The sequence below is a fragment of the Bacillota bacterium genome, assembly GCA_018333655.1.
Taxonomy (GTDB): Bacteria; Bacillota; UBA994; order UBA994; family UBA994; genus BS524.
Window position 1 is genome coordinate 17,658 of record JAGXTJ010000043.1, and the last position, 17,932, is coordinate 35,589.

The 17,932-nt window shown below is 53.0% G+C and carries 17 protein-coding genes; 6 read left to right on the forward strand and 11 right to left on the reverse strand.

Features of this window, described 5'->3' with window-relative positions; all coding sequences use genetic code 11:
- Window positions 1-23: 23 nt before the first annotated feature.
- The 11 genes from KGZ92_07935 to KGZ92_07985 all read right to left on the reverse strand — a co-directional run bounded on the left by KGZ92_07935 (window position 24) and on the right by KGZ92_07985 (window position 10,865).
- Entirely contained in the window at window positions 24-875 is an 852-nt protein-coding gene (locus KGZ92_07935) for a pur operon repressor (protein MBS3889196.1), read from the reverse strand.
- On the reverse strand, window positions 876-1,625 hold the full coding sequence (locus tag KGZ92_07940; protein ID MBS3889197.1) for a nucleotidyltransferase family protein: 750 nt from the start codon (window positions 1,623-1,625) through the stop codon (window positions 876-878).
- 11 nt (window positions 1,626-1,636) lie between these two features.
- A complete protein-coding gene (locus KGZ92_07945) occupies window positions 1,637-2,314 on the reverse strand; it encodes a GntR family transcriptional regulator (protein ID MBS3889198.1) in 678 nt (225 codons plus the stop codon).
- Window positions 2,314-3,138, reverse strand: coding sequence for a 4-(cytidine 5'-diphospho)-2-C-methyl-D-erythritol kinase (gene ispE / locus KGZ92_07950; protein ID MBS3889199.1), 825 nt, complete (start codon window positions 3,136-3,138; stop codon window positions 2,314-2,316). The genes KGZ92_07945 and ispE overlap by 1 nt, the downstream gene beginning before the upstream one ends.
- Window positions 3,139-3,208: 70 nt before the next feature.
- A complete protein-coding gene (gene cphA / locus KGZ92_07955) occupies window positions 3,209-5,845 on the reverse strand; it encodes a cyanophycin synthetase (GenBank protein ID MBS3889200.1) in 2,637 nt (878 codons plus the stop codon).
- Window positions 5,845-6,678, reverse strand: coding sequence for a cyanophycinase (locus KGZ92_07960; protein ID MBS3889201.1), 834 nt, complete (start codon window positions 6,676-6,678; stop codon window positions 5,845-5,847). Before KGZ92_07960 ends, cphA begins: the two co-directional genes overlap by 1 nt.
- A 109-nt stretch (window positions 6,679-6,787) precedes the next feature.
- On the reverse strand, window positions 6,788-7,057 hold the full coding sequence (locus tag KGZ92_07965) for a Veg family protein (protein ID MBS3889202.1): 270 nt from the start codon (window positions 7,055-7,057) through the stop codon (window positions 6,788-6,790).
- 359 nt (window positions 7,058-7,416) lie between these two features.
- The gene (locus KGZ92_07970) at window positions 7,417-7,572 is read right to left on the reverse strand and encodes a hypothetical protein (protein MBS3889203.1); all 156 of its coding nucleotides are present in this window, start codon (window positions 7,570-7,572) and stop codon (window positions 7,417-7,419) included.
- 123 nt (window positions 7,573-7,695) lie between these two features.
- Window positions 7,696-8,793, reverse strand: coding sequence for a hypothetical protein (locus KGZ92_07975; GenBank protein ID MBS3889204.1), 1,098 nt, complete (start codon window positions 8,791-8,793; stop codon window positions 7,696-7,698).
- A gap of 25 nt (window positions 8,794-8,818) precedes the next feature.
- Entirely contained in the window at window positions 8,819-10,222 is a 1,404-nt protein-coding gene (locus KGZ92_07980; GenBank protein ID MBS3889205.1) for a hypothetical protein, read from the reverse strand.
- Between the two features lie 10 nt (window positions 10,223-10,232).
- Complete coding sequence (locus KGZ92_07985; protein MBS3889206.1) at window positions 10,233-10,865, reverse strand: hypothetical protein; 633 nt, start codon at window positions 10,863-10,865, stop codon at window positions 10,233-10,235.
- Window positions 10,866-11,488: 623 nt separating this feature from the next.
- On the opposite strand from KGZ92_07985, the gene xth reads away from it, so the two are divergent.
- From xth to KGZ92_08015, 6 genes are all read left to right on the forward strand, one after another.
- The gene (gene xth, locus KGZ92_07990; GenBank protein ID MBS3889207.1) at window positions 11,489-12,241 is read left to right on the forward strand and encodes an exodeoxyribonuclease III; all 753 of its coding nucleotides are present in this window, start codon (window positions 11,489-11,491) and stop codon (window positions 12,239-12,241) included.
- A 199-nt stretch (window positions 12,242-12,440) separates the two neighbouring features.
- Window positions 12,441-13,733 (forward strand): DNA (cytosine-5-)-methyltransferase, encoded by a 1,293-nt coding sequence (gene dcm / locus KGZ92_07995; protein MBS3889208.1) that lies wholly within the window; start codon window positions 12,441-12,443, stop codon window positions 13,731-13,733.
- Between the two features lie 56 nt (window positions 13,734-13,789).
- On the forward strand, window positions 13,790-15,001 hold the full coding sequence (locus KGZ92_08000) for a restriction endonuclease (protein ID MBS3889209.1): 1,212 nt from the start codon (window positions 13,790-13,792) through the stop codon (window positions 14,999-15,001).
- 184 nt (window positions 15,002-15,185) lie between these two features.
- Window positions 15,186-16,499: a nodulation protein NfeD gene (locus tag KGZ92_08005; GenBank protein MBS3889210.1), complete on the forward strand. Its 1,314-nt coding sequence runs from the start codon at window positions 15,186-15,188 to the stop codon at window positions 16,497-16,499.
- 28 nt (window positions 16,500-16,527) lie between these two features.
- A complete protein-coding gene (floA, locus tag KGZ92_08010) occupies window positions 16,528-17,517 on the forward strand; it encodes a flotillin-like protein FloA (protein MBS3889211.1) in 990 nt (329 codons plus the stop codon).
- A 14-nt stretch (window positions 17,518-17,531) separates the two neighbouring features.
- Complete coding sequence (locus KGZ92_08015) at window positions 17,532-17,867, forward strand: hypothetical protein (GenBank protein MBS3889212.1); 336 nt, start codon at window positions 17,532-17,534, stop codon at window positions 17,865-17,867.
- The last annotated feature ends 65 nt before the right edge of the window (window positions 17,868-17,932 follow it).

Here is a 17,932-nt window from a genome sequence, read left to right on the forward strand (position 1 = left end):
GCACCAGTTCGCTGTGTGCCGGGCTATATATTGCCTGGTGAGATGAGGAGCCCACCAGATTCTTCATCAAGACGCACGATAGACAGGTAGCCACTCGTCAGCTTGTCCAGCGGGCGCACATTCTCAACTAAGACTACCGTGCCAACAATCTCGGCGCGAAACTCATCTAGCAAAGTGGCCAGCCCCTGCAAGGTACCCCCGGCACGCAAGAAGTCATCTACCACCAACACCCGCGCCTTTTCGGGCAGACTGCGCCGCGGCAGGGACATCGTCTGTAGATTGCGATGTGACCCAGAAAGAAAACTCACCGAGAGCACCGGGCCATCGGCCATAATACTCTCTTGACGAGCGAGCGGTAGCGATACCCCGCTCTGCGCCACAACTAACTCACGGCGCGCGATAACTAAGGGTCTGTTTAAGTAGCGCGCTACCGAAAGAGCCAACGGTATGCCCCTCGCCTCTATAGTAACAACGGCCTCCACCCGGTTTGCCGCAAAACGTGCCGCGATTACCTCCCCTAGGGCAGAAAGCAAGGCCGGTTCCTGCAAAACATCATTCAGGTATAGATACCCCGTAGCAACACGGCGCGCCGGCTCATTTAGGCGCTCGCAGAGCCCGGCGATTAACGCCTCGATATGCTGCCGCGTCCGGTGGGGCACATAGCGTACTCCTCCCGAAGTTCCGGTTACAGTTTCGAGCCTGCCAAGACCCTGCGCTTCAAGACCTTGGCGAATGGCCGCCACGTCCTCACTGATGGACGACTTTGCCACCCCTAAGCGACCCGCCAGGTCACTTAAAGATAGTAACTCTTGTGGTGCATCTAGTAGCAGTTTTACAATTGTGGCCACACGTGCCGCCTTACTTTGTTTCTCCATCTAGGCACCCATAAGTTCTTGCCGAGCGAGAGCTAGATCACTATCTTTATCGACATCAGTGCCGATTTCGGCATAAGGGCACTCGACAGCTACACAGCGACAGCCAAGTATTTGCGACACGCGCTCTTCTACCTCGGGCACGGTCAACTGCCCTAAGAGCAATTTGACCAGAAACTTATACCCAATAAGGGCACTAAGCGCTAGGACGTTTTTGCGCTGGGCAATAAACTGCTCCATGCGCAAGGACACCTGCTCGGCCACCGCCGGATCAATAACGAGGAGGTTCCCCCCCGTGTAGGTGCGCCCGCCTAAAGTGGCATAGGTACGCTTAACGCCAGGGTAACGTGCCTCATTTACTTCTTTGGGGATGATAGGGTAGAAGAAGTCTCCCTCCTGCCCTTCTAGCTTGGCCAAGTAGGCATCTACGACCGACGAAGTCAACATGGGTATATCAGAAGTCACTACCGCCACCCTCTTACTAGGTGGCAAAGTACGCATGGCAGCTAGGCCGTTTTCACGCATATCTCCCCCCGCGGGAAGGACAGATACCCGCGTGCTAGCATATGGTGCGCACAGCGTCGCCGGCCCCACAATGACTATAGAGTCAATAGCTTTCGAGCCCGCTAGGGCTTTGTAGACATATTCCAGCATGGGCTGGTCATGGATAGGAATAAGCGCTTTGTTAGCTACGCCATGTTTTTTGGCAAAATCATCTTTTTTATCCGCGCCCGCTAAAATGATGGCATTCATGGCACCACCTCCTACACCTTGTGGTCTCTTACCCATTCCATTATCGACAACTCCGCATTTTCCATATGCTCCTTGGCGAGGGCCTGCGCTAGGGCACTATTGCCCTCGGAAATGGCTTCGGTTATTCTCTTGTGCTCTTGAAAAACAGCCCTAAATCGCCCTGGGGTAGAGAGTGATGTCCTACGAAAACGGCTAATTTGCTCGCGCAAATTGTTCACAATCTGCGATAAGCGTTGATTGCGGCTAGCCGCAAACAAGATCGAGTGGAACTGCTCATCTAATTCCACCAAGCGATCGGCGCTTTCGTCCTCCATGCACTCGCCAATTTGCACCAAAGTGCGCTCTAGCTGCTCAAGGCCCTCTGGCGAGATTCTCTGCGCGGCTAAGCCTGCCGCTAGCGCCTCTAGGGCCGCCCGTATTTCAAAGGTCTCGGCAATGTCTTTGACGCTTAAGTCAGAGACATAGGCGCCACGACGGGCAATCATAATGGCTAGGCCCTCTAGCTCGAGCTTACGTATGGCCTCGCGCACCGGGGTGCGGCTAACGCCCATTTCTTCTGCTAATTGCACCTCCATCAGTCGTTCGCCAGGTTTCAGCCTGCCGCTCAAGATGGCCTCGCGCAAATGCTCAAAGACAATTTCGCGCAGTGGCTTGTAGTTGTCAAGCTTAATAGGCACCATTCTCTCCATCACAACGCAGATTCTCCTCTCAGAATGTTAGCTTGGCACTCTGCTGCCGTTAGCGTAGGAACTACATACTCTCTAAATCCTTCCGCGAGACGCAGGGCTCGCGTCGGGCGCTCCTCGTAAAACCCACATATCGCTGAACCGCTACCACAGAGCAAAGATAGCTCGGCACCATCTTCTGCCAAGAGCGCTTTTAACTCTCTTAGCTCGGGGCGTAGTTTTAAGGCCGCTGCCTCTAAATCATTGTGCAGGTGAACGTTGCTACTGCTCGCTACAGGCTGCCACTCGGCATAGACCTGTGCTGTCGCGAGGCCAAAGGGCGGCTTAATGATGCGTAGCCACCTCGGGTTTAAGTCTGGCAGGGCTGTAATTACTTCACCCCGCCCCGTGGCCCTAGCCGTACCGCCTCGCAAAAAGAAGGGGACGTCTGAGCCGATGTGCGCGGCAAGAAATTCTAACTCCCCAATTTCTAAAGGGGACCCATAGAGGGCGTTTAGCCCGAGCAAGACATGGGCAGCATTGCTACTGCCTCCACCGAGGCCGGCCTCGACCGGAATATTCTTGGTGAGTTCAATCGAAATAGCGGGGTCTAGGCTTGTTCTGCCATAGAAGCTTTCTGCGGCTATGAAGCATAGATTCTCTCTCCCCTGCGGCAAACCTGCCGGCGCCATTAAGTTGATGCCCGGCTCTCCTCGCGTAAGCACTAGGCGGTCAAAGAGGGCTACTGTCTGTAGCACCGTCTCTACTTCGTGATATCCGTCGCTACGACGCCTAATGACCTTAAGACCAAGATTCACTTTAGCCGGAGATAAGAGTGTTACGCGCATGTGGTTCACCTCTTATCCATTCTAATACACGGCTCAATTTAACACTAGCAGAAATTACAGAGACAGTAGGTTAGCCACCTACTGCCTCTGTAACCGTGACCACGGCGCGCAGGGCGCCTACCTCGTCTTCCACCGAGCGCAACTGCCCGAGAGTCCGCTCTAGCGACTCGTAAAAGATAATGACCCAGTCCTCTGGACCGGCACTCTGCAAGGCTTGCTTGTGCACCGCGGCTTCATCAAAGACTGCTTCTTCACCTGCGGGCACCCTGCCTACTTCTGCTATCCCCTGCCGCAGCAGACGAGCTACTTCCGCTACCTCTCTACCCCTACGATCAACATCTTCTTTAACAAAAACTTGGTCGAACTTGGTGCCCGCACAGTGCCCTAATTTGACAATAGAGGCATCGGTACGGTCCCCAGGCGCGGAAATTACCCCTATGAGCCGACCAGAGCAGAGCCTGCGCGCCAAGTCGGCTACCGCGCATACGCCCGGAACATTGTGGCCGTAGTCGAGCATCACGGTGATACCGGCAACTTTAATAATGTTCTGCCGCCCCGGATTGCATAGCAGATCAGGAGCAAAGGCCTGTAGCGTGGCCGAAATGGCTGAAAAAGGTACTTTAAGCGCCCACAAGGCCCCCATAGCCGCGGCACAATTCTCGATATTGTGGCGAGCCAAACCAGCAAAGCTGAGCGGCACCATGTTTACGGGGATCTCATACAGCAACTCTCGGCCCGCGAGAGCCCTAAAAGCTCCGTTCTGCACCATCACGCCCCGCCCGCCGCCGGCCAAGTGATTGGCCAACACCTGGCTTGGCTCTGCGGCAAAGAGAATCATCTCGCGGCGCGAAGCCTGGCCCGCCTGCACACAGTAGCTGTTTTCTGCGTTGACAACCACCACCCCGCCCGCACGAACGGCCTCGGTGACTAAGCTTTTTACACGGCACAGCGCCGCCAAGTCAGGTATGCCGTCTTGCCCTAGATGGTCATCACTGATGTTTGTTATTACGGCAACATCGGCGAGATTGTAACCGAGCCCGCCGCGGATAATGCCGCCGCGAGCTACCTCTAGAACGGCTGCCTCTACCGCTGGGTCTGACAGGATAACCCCCGCACTCCAAGGGCCTGTGGTATCCCCAGCGACAAGCTGTTTTTGGTTGATGTAGATGCCCGACGACGTTGCACAACCTACATGGCCATAGACATGCCTTAAGCCTGCCGCAATAAGGCGAGTGGTCGTCGTCTTGCCATTCGTCCCGGTGACTGTCGCTAGGGGTATCTCCGAGGGGGTACCCGGCGGGAAAACCAGCTCTACAATTGCCCCCGCCACGTCGCGTGCTTGCCCTAGAGCAGGGTATTGGTGCATGCGGATGCCCGGCGCAGTGTTGACCTCGATGACAGTCATCTCGAGCGTTGGCGAAGATATGTCCGGCGCAACCACATCAATTCCAGATATATCAAGCCCGATTAGACGGGCTACCCTCTCCACACGCTCTCTAGCCTCGGGGTGCACCATGTCCGTCACATCCCAGGCCGTACCGCCCGTGCTCAAGTTAGCACTGTCTCTAAGCAGTACCAGCTGGCCTTGTTGGGGCACATAATTAGCGTCAATGCCTTGTCTTCTGAGGACTCGTAGGGAAATATCGTCTAGGGCGATGCGCGTGAGGGGCTTTTCGTGTTTTTCTCCCCGCAGAGGATGGAGGTTCGTGTGGGCGATGAGCCCTAGTATCGACGAGACACCATCGCCCACCACATGTGCTGGCGAACGCTCCGCCGCAGCCACCAGCTTGCCTCCCACCACCACCAAGCGATAATGTCTGCCCTCGATATACTCTTCTACAATCGTCTTGCCCCCAAACACTTGGGCAAAATGAAAGGCTTCGGCCACGTCCTCGGCCGAATTGAGCTTGAGGGAGACCCCCTTGCCTTGATTGCCATCGCGCGGCTTGACGGCGACAGGACGACCAATCTGTTGCCATGCTTCTACCGCCTCTTGGTCTGTCTCAACGGTAAAACCAAAGGGCACAGGAATGCCCGCTGTCGCCAAAATATACTTGGTCATGGCTTTGTCACAGGCAATGTCGGCGGCCAGACATGATGTATGTGGCCCGACTGTTGCTTGTATCCTCCGGCTGTAGATACCGGTGCCTAGCTGTATCAAGCTCTCGTCGCCGATGCGACGCACCGTAATCCCCCGACTTTCGGCCGCCTTGACAATGGCCTGAGTACTAGGCCCTAGCTCAAGCTGCGCTGCTAGCTTTCTAAGCGGCTCTAGTTTCTCATGGATATTGACCGTACTGCCCTGCAAGAGAGACTGCACAATACCTAGGGCCTCTGTGAGCAGGGGCTCCACTAGACCCGGCAGGGCATGCTCGAAAACAACATGGTACACCCCTGGCGATGCCGCGTAGCGAGTTTTACCAAAGGCCTTAGGAAACCCAAGCAGTGCTTGTAGCTCAAGGATAATATGCTCTAATACATGCCCAAAATAGGTCCCTTCACGCAGGCGGGCCACAAAGCCACCGTCACGACCACTGCAGCTGTGGTTCGCTATGCCCGGCAGGCATTCACCTAGCGCAAAACAAAACCAAGGGTACTCCGAGCTCTCTCTGCCCGCTAGCTCTTCTAAATCTAGGGTGACTTTGGTCACGGGGAAATGCGCATAGCAATTTCTCCCTGGGAAAACAGTGATGTCGAGGACGCGCATTAGTGGGCCTCCTCCTTAGGTGATGCGGGCCGCCTGGTAGCCAGATCAAAAGTGTAGTCCGCCGGCAGGACATGCAAGAGCACATCGCAGAGGGCTAACGGTTCTTCGCTCGTGGTATCAGAGATGTCGCTGATAGTGATACCACGTCCGTCTAGAACGGTGACACAACCATTGCCTACCACGGTGAAGCGGCCTGACGTGCTCACTTCAATGGCCGTGTCCTCATCTATACCCACACCTAGAATGTCAGGGTTTTGCGCCAAAGCACCCAGGAGACGCCCAATCCGCCCACGCTGCGCAAAGTGCTGGTCTACCATGGTGTGCTTTAAGAGACCTAGCCCCGGAGCCATGCGAATGGCTTCGCGCCGAGGCTCTTCCTCCCCGTCTCCCGCCACTATCATGTTGTCGCTCATGGCTGAGGCTCCGGCACTTGTTCCTGCAATGACAGCACCCTGTAGGTAGAGCTCTTTGAGCAGGTCGTCAAGCAATGTCCCTCCCACTAAGCTAGTGATACGCAGTTGATCGCCGCCCGTAAAGTACACACCGGTGGCCCCCTGCACTTTCACCATGGCTTCCCGGTCGTTGGCCTGCTGGCGATTAGCTACGTGACAAACTTCAACCGACCGCACTCCGAGACTCCTAAAAATGTCGCGATATTCTTCGCCCACGGCAGTCTGAGCTTCGGCGGCAGCCGTAAGGATGGCAATTACGGCCTCACTACCCCCGGCTAACTCCACAAAGCGGCGCAGCACCGTACACTCGCCGCTCTTATCTTCAGCTCCACCAATTATTAATAGCATCCCTTGCTGCTCCATACTTGGGCAATCCTCCATCAGGCCAACTAGCGCCTCACTCTAGATTTGCCTTGTTCAGAGCAGGCTATACCGCGACAAAAAATATCGCCCTTCACAAAGAAGAGCGATACAGTCACCACAAATCTATCTACTTGCCGAAATTAGCTACCAGACGTTGCTCGGGACCCCCAATGCAAAGTTCGACTGCCTGTGTCAACAAATCGGCATAGCTTATCGACAAACAACCGGTGCTATGTTGATCACTTGTCCGCACAAGAAAATGATAGGGATAGGTACTCTCCAGAACACCCTCGCGCACCATTGCCTTGCGCCGCCCACGGTTGGCTTTTAGCCATACCTTTTCGCCAATATGCAGTTCAAGGTCTTTCCTAATAGTTGTCAAGTAACTGGTGTTCAATCCTACCACCCTTTCCCTGCTTGTCTACATAGATTGTACCAGCGCACGGATGGCTTGTCAAGACAAACTTGTATTATAGCAACGACTTTTAGCCCTGTCAAGCGAAAAATTTGTGCCGCAGAACTGACGCATGAGATTTTTTAGAGCGCGCCAACCCGCAAAATGGGTCTATGGCAGCCTGCTAGGCGATAATTCGCGCAAAATCTGCCATGCTGAAAGCCAAAAATCCCTGTGTGTTAGGCGTCTCGGCGAGTCTGACTGATCCGAGGCAAAAAATGAGCACACGAAGACCACAGTATGAGTTACGGCCTTTATGGAACTCGCGCTAGGCAGATAATCGGGTTGTGTTTAGGTCTCCTTCATGAACCAGGCGCAATTGTCCCCCGCGTTTGGATCAAGTTTCGCAGTTGCCTCGCGTCGAGCTTGATGTAGAGTAGGGCGTCACGGAGTCTCTGAATACAGCCTTGTATGCCAAACTCCTGCACTAGCTCTAGCAATGGAATTTCAATGAACACTGCAATTCTCCAAGTGGTTCATTTGAGATCCAAGCGTGACGGATAGGCCTGCACTATACCACAAGGTTGCTTCACAGGCTTGGTAAAACTGTGTAGCCAGCTCCGACAGGAAGGGCGAAGTAACTACCGACCTTTCGTTGTCGCAATTATGAGCTCGCCGCAATTTGTCCCCACCAGTATCCAGCCGTGCTCGGAATGCTTCCAGTCGACCAGTCCCAATGGGTCAACCGCCGTCTTTATGTTTTCCCCTTGGATTTGAACATCAAAGCCTCTGCGCCCCCCGCTAAGCACAGAGATCACTGCCCCTCGGGATACGGTGGACAAATGAGCGGGTGGAGGGGTAATAGCGCCTGATCCCTCTTTCAAATCCCAAGTAAGTTCGCCTGTTAGCTCGTCAATTTTCGCATGCATAATGTAAGGAGATAAGTACCGGTAGCGGAAGTTGAGCGTGTTGTGGTCAATTCTAGTCAGCGCTTCTTCAGCCGCAAACGGGCTCCACTCTCTGGTTGCCCGAGGGAGAGTCCTTCCATCTAACCCGACTGCCGCAGGCATTGGCCGAGGAATCTCTGCGATGACCCGCTTTCGACCTGAGGCAAGTTCGATGCGGAAAAGGCGACCCCTCCTGTCAACTATGAAAGCGGCGTCTGCTTCGACTAGGGGGAACGACAGCGGAGCAGCCCAAAACCTAAGCCGCTGCACACTGACCAGCGGTGCTGCCAAGTGCTGAACCCCATACTGAAAGGTGAAGTAATAAACCGCCCCCAGCAATACAAGCATCTGAGCCGCGCCGACCATACGGTATGCTTTTGCCCCTTCTGTCTCTCGTATTTTGTGTACTAAGCGGCTAAGCACAAATGGCACCGCATAAATGATGATCGTTGCAACGAACAATCGTGTGCTCATGAGGGAAGTCAACCCGTTTCTCCGATACATAAAATTCTCAAATAGGTTCCAGGCGATTGGGGCTAAGTAGGGTGTTGCCAAGACTAAACAGTTGGGGGTCCGTAAGGCGAGCACCAAACTAACTGGCAGGGCTAACAGAAGAGGATATGTCATATGGTATACCAGCGTATAAAACTGGTCACTGGCGGTAGGTGGCAGGAAGCCGACAAACCACAGAATCCAAACACAACAGAGCAACGCGGCAATCATCACCGCCCCGGCGATGTCTTCATTAGTCATAGATAAACAATATTTCTTGGCTCTGTCCCATAATGGCATTACTTATGCGCCTCCTTCATATCATTCATTCTGTGTATAGACAGGGGTAGGCCGATGGGCTGCTATTGCACCATCGGCCTACTCCTTGCGGCAGAAACAGCCGGCACGATATGTTAGAGCGTTGTTGCTGACGAATGAAAATCGGACTGGTGTAGATGGTGTCGGCTAACTCTGCTTCTCCACCCACGTGCTCTACTACGACGTGGTATGCCCTTTGCCCACCATCAAACCGGAAGCTAACGGGAATGATTACAGTTTGGCCAGCGACTAAGCCACGAGTAGTTACCGTGCTACCTTGAAATGCGGGCACAGAGTTTTGCCCCGTATTGCCTACATAATTCTCAATAATCCTTACCGTGTAACTTCCAGCGCGTGCCGCCCGTAGCACGATCTCACCAATTACTGTGGCGTTAGCCGACATGGTAAACTGAGATCCTATTTCCTGCAAAACGCCTTGAGCGTTCCTAAGCCTTAGCGTAGCGAAACCGCCCAACCGGCTAGCGACCGTTCTCCCAGCGCGTAAAGATACGCTCACAGTATCTTGCAGTAGGTGCCGCATGTCACTGGTCCATGAGGGTAGACCGATAAAGGTAAAATAGGAGATGCCAAAAAATTCACTGCCAGCGCCGCCCCAGTCGCTGCCGGTCCTAGCAGATGGGAAACCTTGGCCTGCAAAAGCATTGCTCAGACGCGCAACTATCTCTTGCCGCCAACGACCTACATGAGCGGAGCTCGGACAGAAACTGGTCTGCACACCACTCATCAACTCAAAGCCGTCGTAACGAGCGTTTATTACACCCCCTGGAGACCCTGGCACTGACCAAGCATCCCATTCAAAATGACCAGTGGGGTGCGCAATGGTCGCCGATGACCAACCGAGTCGATTCGCATTGATGTTCGAAAGCAAGTTGTCTGGCAAAAACCAGTTATATCTTAGTCCTGCTGTATCAAAGGAACCCCACCCAACTAGGTCTCGTATGCCGTATGCCAAAGCATGCCCGTTGTGTTCGGTATGCGACTGATTTACTGTAGAAGCGGCGACTTCTAGCCCTGGGAACATGGCCACTTGAGCGGTCGACGCAGCTCTGACTGTATCACGGTATGTTTCCCAAGTTGCTAACCAAGGCAAATACTGTGCCCGGTTGCTGCCAAAAATATCAGTCAACCAGATATTTGTCCCCATTGCTGGTATGGGCCATGCCCCCCGACGACCAGTCCCGCTCATCAGCGGGGCTAGCGGTTGGGTAGTAATATACTGGCCTGCTGGCTCATCGGTAATATAGCCGATGGCATATCCTCTGTTTGCTAGCCTCGTTGCAAGCTCTGCAGGTGTGAATCGCCCATCTAAGGCAAACGTGCTGTGAAGATGCAAGTCTGCCGGAGTCCAAAAATAGTTAACGGCTAGCGGTTCCACATCTACGATCAACACTTGGGGAATTTCAGTATTTAATGAAATTCCAGTCGCCTTCCCAAGTTGCTGTGATCTCGCCTCTTTCCACAACCGCCCTAACTCTGTAATGACCGTCAGCAGCAACTTTGAAAGGCAGCTCGGACACATTGACGGGGAACAGCACCGGCGCCATCTCCCCACGCCGCTGCATCACCCCGCGCATACGCGCGTTGCCTTCCCTAAAGTCGTGTGCTTCGGCTGTGGATAGGGAAACTCGCTCGTCATTGCGTACGCGCAGGACAGACGCCCGTTGCCGATAGTTGTTCCAGTCTCTAAACGCTGCGCGGCTAATTTCATCATCCAGCCGATGAACCGTCATGGTTCTTTGCGCCATGGGGACACTTCCCAGCAGGTCGTGCCCGTCAATACTAAACTCTGCCAAACGGGCTGTACGCGCACCGGGGCCAAACCCGACCAAAGTAAAGGGAAATTCCCACTGTATAGCATTAAGGTCATAAGCCTGAACATACGTCCCTAGAATAGCCATTTCAGGCGCTAGGTCAGCCGGAGCGGAGAAAGTAAACCCAGCAAAAACAGATACCAACAACAAACAACACAGCACTACAAAAACTAGACGTTTCGCAGATCTATTAGTGAGCCAAAGACCTTTTCCTGCCATCATAGGGATTCATCCTCCTTCGTCATTTTTTCGGCAACTACCGCAAGCGCTCTGCAGTCCTCCTTCCGACCTAATATTTAGCAGTTGTTGCCACATCTTACTTTATCGCCACCTCTCCTGTATGTCAAGGATATATGTGGCATGTCGTCGGACTGAGATATTGTCACCCTGTAAGCGGGCAGAGAAATGGAATTTCATCTGTGATTTCTCGGAAATCACACTAAACACTGAAATTCCCCAAATGTCACACAGTGGTTACCATTTCTGTCTAAAGTCCCCATGGAAAAATACTTCGACCAAGAGCGATCCTTTCACCACTACGCCAACTCGAGAGAGGAGCGTAACACGCTAGGGGAGACCTAGTCCCCTCGCTCAACTACCAAACACCCCATTAAGTCAAGGGCCACCGTTCCCCCGTTCCCATCACTACCTAAGGTGACATTTTAGCTGTCTCGTTTAACGTGTTTTAGGGTGACGTTTTCACTGTCCATTGACAGCGGAAATTTTACGCTGTCAATGTGAGTTGCCCTAGTCATGCCGCCTTGCGGTTCATTACCGTGCCCGAATGAAGGCATTGTGCAAGATGGCAGCGAATAGAGCAACATAACTTACTGGGAGGCAAGTGCATGAAGCTAATTTCTTGGAACGTAAACGGCATACGCGCCGCCATGGGCAAGGGGTTTCTCGATTTCTTCACGAGCGTTGAGGCAGATATTTTCTGCATCCAAGAGAGCAAGATTTCGCCCGGGCAATTTGAAGTGCAGTTACCCGGCTATGAGCAGTACTACAACTACGCCGTCAAGAAGGGTTACTCAGGCACCGCCGTCTTCACCAAGCAGCCGCCGATTAACACCGGTTACGGCATCGGCCTAGCAGAGCATGATCAAGAGGGTCGGGTGGTGACCCTAGAATTTGCCGACTACTACCTCGTCAATGTCTATACGCCTAACTCACAGCAAGAGCTAGCGCGACTAGCTTATCGCATGGAGTGGGACGATGCTTTCCGCGACTATCTTAAGTCCCTAGACGCCCACAAGCCTGTTATTTTGTGCGGAGACTTAAATGTTGCGCATCAAGAGATCGATCTCAAGAATCCGAAGAGCAATCGGCGTAACGCCGGGTTTACCGATGAAGAGCGGGGCAAGTTTGAGGCACTGCTTTACGCCGGCTTTATTGATAGCTTCCGTCACTTTCACCCCGACCGCCGCGACGCCTATACTTGGTGGTCTTACTTTGCTAAGGCCCGCGAGCGCAATATCGGTTGGCGCATCGATTATTTCTGCGTCTCTAGCCGCCTCAGAGACAAGATGGCTAGCGCAGAAATACACCCTCATGTTCTTGGTTCAGACCATTGCCCGGTAGAGCTGGTGCTGCTTTAGACCGTTCTTGACCACTTGTCGCGTCGGGAGGCCTGGGGGCCGAAACTAGTGATCGCGAACACCTTGCGTTGCAGATCGCTGTTTTATTTTACTCCGCGGAGGGAAACAACTTTTTAGCCATTGCGAAAGTATGTTCGTCCTGATATAGTGATGTCAAAAGTGTTCCCAGGGTGCACATTTTTGGCAGGGAGGTTACTAGATGAAGACCCGCAGAAACACCGAATTTAGCCATGCAAGAGAGTTGTCTGGTTTGTCGATAAAAGAAGTCGCGCAGACCTACGGTCGTAGCCAGAGAACAGTTTATCGGTGGGAAAATGGTCAGTACAGTCCCGACCCTGTGCTGATGGAGGATCTAAAGACAATGTACTCAAGCCGCAATGAGCAAAAAACTTCCTCGAATGCATTCACCTTCATTGATCTCTTTGCAGGAATTGGTGGCCTGAGAAAAGCGTTTGATTCAGTTGGCGGGAAGTGTGTTTTCACTAGCGAATGGGATTTGGCTTGTCGAAAGACCTACCAGGAAAACTTTGTCTGCGACCATCCCGTGCACGGCGATATACGCGATATAGATCTCGATAGCATACCGCAACATGACTTATTGCTGGCAGGATTTCCATGTCAGCCTTTTTCAATAGCAGGCGTTTCTAAGAAAATTTCCTTGGGTAAACCACATGGGTTTCATTGCGACACGCAGGGGACCCTGTTTTTCGATGTTGCCCAGATAATAGAAAAACACCAACCTAGAGCTTTTTTGCTAGAAAATGTTAAGAACCTAGTAAGCCATGATAAAGGAAACACTCTCAGAGTAATTTTACGTACACTCACAGAAGAGCTTGGCTACCATGTAGACTACCGAGTTATTGATGCTAGGAATTTTGTACCTCAACACCGTGAGCGCATATTTATTGTGGGTTTCAAAGGCTCCAGTGATTTTTCATTCCGCACTATGGATACTCCTCAAACTGGCCCCAAACTTGGAGCTGTTCTGCATCCGCAAGATGGCACTGAAGTGCCGGAACTACCCTATACGGCTGGAACGAGGGCAGATGTTGCCCCAAAATATACCTTGAGCGACAGGCTGTGGTCGTACTTGCAGGCCTATGCTGAGAAACACCGGGCCAAGGGTAACGGCTTTGGTTTTGGGTTATGTGGCCCCGATGATGTGGCACGGACGTTGTCAGCCCGCTACTACAAGGACGGGTCAGAAATTCTCATCAAGCAGGACGGAACTAATCCTAGGCGTCTTACACCAAGGGAGTGCGCCCGAATAATGGGTTTTGGGAATTCGTTCAAGATCCCCGTTTCTGATACTCAGGCTTACAAGCAGTTCGGTAATTCTGTGGTGGTGCCAGTGGTCGAAGCGGTAGCGCGCCACATGCTCCCGCACTTGGTCGAAGGCCATGTCGATGTTTTTACTAAGATCAGAGCAGAGGGTCTCCCGCACCAAATTAGACTTTTTGAGCAGGCAGGCGGCTATGCTGAACTGGATTAATCATAGACCTACCCAGACTTTCGCTATACAAGATTACGATATGAGGATGGGTTGAGATGCAGAGGGGATTTTTGTCGCAGTATTTCGAGGGAGTTGCGATTAAGCGCCTTAGGCCTGTAGAGGTTTGTGTCTCCGTTTCGAATCAACATGAATTCAACGCCAATAGAGCATTGCGCTGCCTCCTTGGGGAGAATCGAACAACTTTCGAAGGGCGATTTTTGTGGTTATCTGGGGAAAACGAGGGAGTATCTGCAGAGGGTCGTGTAACTTGGTACGATGCGCGCGAAAATCACCCCACCAGAACAGAGTACCGACTCTACTTTAGCAGCAACACTGTAATGGACCAAGCTCAAGCTGGCGACCTTCTTATAGTTGCCCGAAGAGCTGACCAAAGTTTGTACATGATTGTCGTTGCGGCAGGGAGCACGCTTGAGAACCAGTTGTGTTGGCTATTCGGGGTATCTGATATAGGCAACGAATTCAATTACCGACCTATCGGTGAAGCACGCGACCCAGAAGTTGACTTCGCCGTGCGGTATATTCTAGAAGAGCTGGGTGTAGAGATTGAGGAAGCTGATACGTCCTTCCTTGACACGATTCTTGAGCCCTACTTAGAAAAAGGCTTCCCTACAACTACAGAGTTCTCTGCTCTGGCGAGAAACACTTTGCGGTTCGCCTGTCCTCTCGAGGAGCCCGACAATACACTATTGTCATGGATGGAACACGAGGAAAAGCTGTTCAAAAGACTTGAGCGTCATTTCATTTCACAAAGACTAAGAAGTGGGTTCTGCAGCACGGATGCCCCCGATGTAGACAGTTTTATCAAATTCTCGTTGAGCGTTCATAATCGAAGAAAATCTCGAGTTGGCAGCGCATTAGAGAATCATCTCGAGGCACTGTTCACTTGCCATGGGATCCGATTTGCCCGAGGACAGGCCACGGAGAACAAGTCAAGACCGGACTTTGTTTTCCCGGGCATCGCTGAATATCGCGACGTTCATTATCCTTCGGCGCGATTAACTATGTTAGGTGTAAAGTCTACCTGCAAAGACAGATGGCGGCAGGTATTGACTGAAGCAGCACGCATCAGTAGCAAACACTTGCTCACACTGGAGCCGAGTATTAGCGAGAGTCAGACTTTTGAGATGGCGCAGAACAAACTGCAGCTGGTGTTGCCTGAAAAACTACATGCCACCTACAAGACAGAGCAAAGAAGTAGCTTGTGGACGGTGGCGAGCTTCGTGCGCGTGGTACTGTGCAAGCAATGACGCGAGGGAACACAGTTCACAGATTGGCTAGCCGATCCATCATACGATGCCACGCCGCTCAAATTGCGGATGGCGTGAAACTGTTCTCCACAGCGAGCGTACTACAAGTAATACGTCCATTTATAGTTCTCTCTATTTAATTAGAGTGTAAGTAGGACGTTTGCGAAAGGGGGTATAGGTGCTGATGTCTGTGCGGAAATGGATGCTGCTCTCTTTGAGCTTGACACTGCTTCTTCTACCACTGTTATCTTTTCCGGCTGTAGCTAGTGGACAGCAGCCCGTTGTCTATGTCATTCCTGTGGAGGGCACAGTAGACGCTAGCCTGCTGCGCTACTTACAGAGGGCCTTCGCCGTGGCGGAGGCGAGCAAGGCAGAGGCCATAATTCTCGAAATCAATACTCCCGGCGGCTTGCTAAGTTCCTCCTTTGAGATCAGTGATCTGATCTGGGCCTCAAAAATCCCTGTGTACTCCTATGTGCGCTTTAATGCACTATCGGCCGGTGCCTTTCTAGCCCTTTCTTCGCGTGCGCTATACATGGCACCAGGCAGTGCTATAGGCGCAGCCGAACCACGCACCATGGATGGGCAGACGGCAGATGAAAAAGTCTTATCCGCTTGGGAGGCACGCATGAGGGCTGTGGCTGAGCGGCAGGGCAAGGACCCCGAAATCGCGGCCGCCATGGTGCGCATGGAGGTAGCTATCCCTGACGTAGACGAAGCTGATACTCTGCTGACCCTGACCTACCGTGAGGCCAAAGACATCCAATTTGCGGACGGAATCTTTGACTCCATACCCGAATTGCTGGCGGAGCTTGGCTTGGCAGATGCGATGACAAGAACGGTAGGGCTTGCTCCTGCCGAAGTTTTGGCGCGTTTTATCACTAACCCAGTGGTAGCGACTATCTTTATCGCGATTGGCATTGCTGCTTTGTCTATCGCCGTGATGACGGGGGACTTTTTACTGCCGGGCGGGATTGGCATTGCTGCTTTTGCGCTCTTTTTTGGGGGTCATATTTTCGCCGGCTTAGCTGGAAGGGAGGTCGTTTTCTTGTTTGCCGCTGGGCTTTTCTTGCTTATCATTGAGGCCTTTATCCCTAGTTTTGGTGTCATTGGGGTGGCGGGTTTTTCGGCCGTATCTGTTTCTGTGGCCTGGTCTGCCGCGGCTACCGGGCAAGGCTGGCGCATGCTGGCTGTGGCCGCGCTTACGGCAGTTGTGCTGGTTCTGATTGCGCTGCGGTTTCTCAAACGCTCCCCAGCTTGGTCACAAATCGTGCTCAAATATTCTGAATCTAAGTCTCTAGGCTATGTCGGACCGAGCGATGTCTCAAGCTTAGTCGGCGCCATTGGCACTACTATCACCCCCCTACGCCCCGCCGGCCTTGCTGATATAAACGGCAAGCGTATGGACGTAGTCAGCGATGGCAGTTTTGTCGCCGCCGCCACGCAGATTGTGGTGGTAAAAACCGAGGGCACGCGTATAGTTGTGCGCCCCCAGTAATTAGATAAAGTAATAAGGAGGCTAAAAAATGTACTTTCCCGAAAGCTTGTTCGTCGTCGCCCTGGTTTTTCTCGGCGTCTCTGTGTTCCTCAGTTTCGTTCCCCTAGGCCTGTGGATTTCCGCTTTATCTGCCGGAGTACCTATGGGCATCATGACCCTAGTGGGCATGCGCCTGCGTCGCGTCCCCCCAGCGCGAATTGTCAATTCCTTAATCAAGGCCACTAAGGCCGGACTTGAACTAAATGTCAACAAACTTGAGGCACACTACCTAGCGGGTGGCAATGTCGACCGCGTGGTAAATGCCCTAATTGCGGCGCAGCGCGCCGGCATCGACCTTGGCTTTGAGCGTGCCGCGGCCATCGACCTGGCCGGGCGAGATGTCCTCTTAGCTGTGCAGGTCAGTGTCAATCCTAGAGTCATTGAGACTCCCGTAGTCACGGCGGTGGCCAAGAATGGCATCGAGGTTAAGGCCAAGGCCCGCGTTACAGTGCGCGCCAATATCGAGCGCCTAGTCGGTGGCGCTGGCGAGGAAACAATTCTGGCTCGTGTAGGCGAGGGCATTGTTACGACCATTGGCTCAGCTGAAACCCACAAAGAAGTGCTCGAGAACCCCGATATGATCTCACGTACCGTACTAAGTAAGGGGCTTGATTCCGGCACTTCGTACGAGATTCTCTCCATCGATATTGCCGATGTAGATATCGGCAAGAACATCGGTGCACAACTACAGACCGACCAAGCCGAGGCCGACAAGCGCATTGCTCAAGCTAAGGCCGAAGAGCGCCGCGCCATGGCTGTGGCCAGAGAACAGGAAATGATTGCCTCGGTACAAGAAATGCGCGCTAAAGTTGTCGAGGCCGAGGCGGAGATTCCACGGGCTTTGGCACAGGCCCTGCGCGAAGGCAAAATAGGCGTCATGGACTACCTCAATATGCAAAACATCAAGTCAGATACGCAGATGCGTGAGTCTATTGGCAAAATGGGAGAGACACGCGTAGACGACCCGTCGAGAAGGTAAGGTGGTGACTACTCATGAGCATTATCTCCGAAGTACTAAAATCCCTGCTTTCTGAGACCGAGGATGCAGCTGGGGCTAGCCGCCCCAAAGCAGTCACCTTATCCACCTCGTCTTATCCTCGCGCCAGAGGAACTTCACGCCTGCAGAAGGCACCTCCCCCTGCCCCTACGCCCTATGCCCTGTCCCTGGCCGAAGAGCCGCCGCTAGCATCGCTGCCAGAATCTTCCGCTACCGAGACCCGTCGGACTAGACCCCTTACCTTTAATGTCAAGGAGGTGCAGCAGGGCGTGCTCTGGGCTGAGATTCTCGGCAAACCCCGTGCCATGCGGCCCTGGTCTCCTCGCTCCTAAGAATTAAAGACCTATTCGTTTCCGACAGCGGGGACGGTTCGTTTTGTCGCAAAATACCGACAAAA

What these genes read in the sequence shown, in the direction of transcription:
- KGZ92_07985 (MBS3889206.1), bottom strand. Translation starts at nt 10,865, where the DNA reads ATGATGGCAGGAAAAGGTCTTTGGCTCACTAATAGATCTGCGAAACGT.
- KGZ92_07960 (MBS3889201.1), bottom strand. Translation starts at nt 6,678, where the DNA reads ATGGAGGATTGCCCAAGTATGGAGCAGCAAGGGATGCTATTAATAATT.
- dcm (MBS3889208.1), top strand. Translation starts at nt 12,441, where the DNA reads ATGAAGACCCGCAGAAACACCGAATTTAGCCATGCAAGAGAGTTGTCT.
- KGZ92_07975 (MBS3889204.1), bottom strand. Translation starts at nt 8,793, where the DNA reads ATGCCATTATGGGACAGAGCCAAGAAATATTGTTTATCTATGACTAAT.
- ispE (MBS3889199.1), bottom strand. Translation starts at nt 3,138, where the DNA reads ATGCGCGTAACACTCTTATCTCCGGCTAAAGTGAATCTTGGTCTTAAG.
- KGZ92_07940 (MBS3889197.1), bottom strand. Translation starts at nt 1,625, where the DNA reads ATGAATGCCATCATTTTAGCGGGCGCGGATAAAAAAGATGATTTTGCC.
- KGZ92_07945 (MBS3889198.1), bottom strand. Translation starts at nt 2,314, where the DNA reads ATGGAGAGAATGGTGCCTATTAAGCTTGACAACTACAAGCCACTGCGC.
- KGZ92_08015 (MBS3889212.1), top strand. Translation starts at nt 17,532, where the DNA reads ATGAGCATTATCTCCGAAGTACTAAAATCCCTGCTTTCTGAGACCGAG.
- xth (MBS3889207.1), top strand. Translation starts at nt 11,489, where the DNA reads ATGAAGCTAATTTCTTGGAACGTAAACGGCATACGCGCCGCCATGGGC.
- KGZ92_08000 (MBS3889209.1), top strand. Translation starts at nt 13,790, where the DNA reads ATGCAGAGGGGATTTTTGTCGCAGTATTTCGAGGGAGTTGCGATTAAG.
- floA (MBS3889211.1), top strand. Translation starts at nt 16,528, where the DNA reads ATGTACTTTCCCGAAAGCTTGTTCGTCGTCGCCCTGGTTTTTCTCGGC.
- cphA (MBS3889200.1), bottom strand. Translation starts at nt 5,845, where the DNA reads ATGCGCGTCCTCGACATCACTGTTTTCCCAGGGAGAAATTGCTATGCG.
- KGZ92_08005 (MBS3889210.1), top strand. Translation starts at nt 15,186, where the DNA reads ATGTCTGTGCGGAAATGGATGCTGCTCTCTTTGAGCTTGACACTGCTT.
- KGZ92_07935 (MBS3889196.1), bottom strand. Translation starts at nt 875, where the DNA reads ATGGAGAAACAAAGTAAGGCGGCACGTGTGGCCACAATTGTAAAACTG.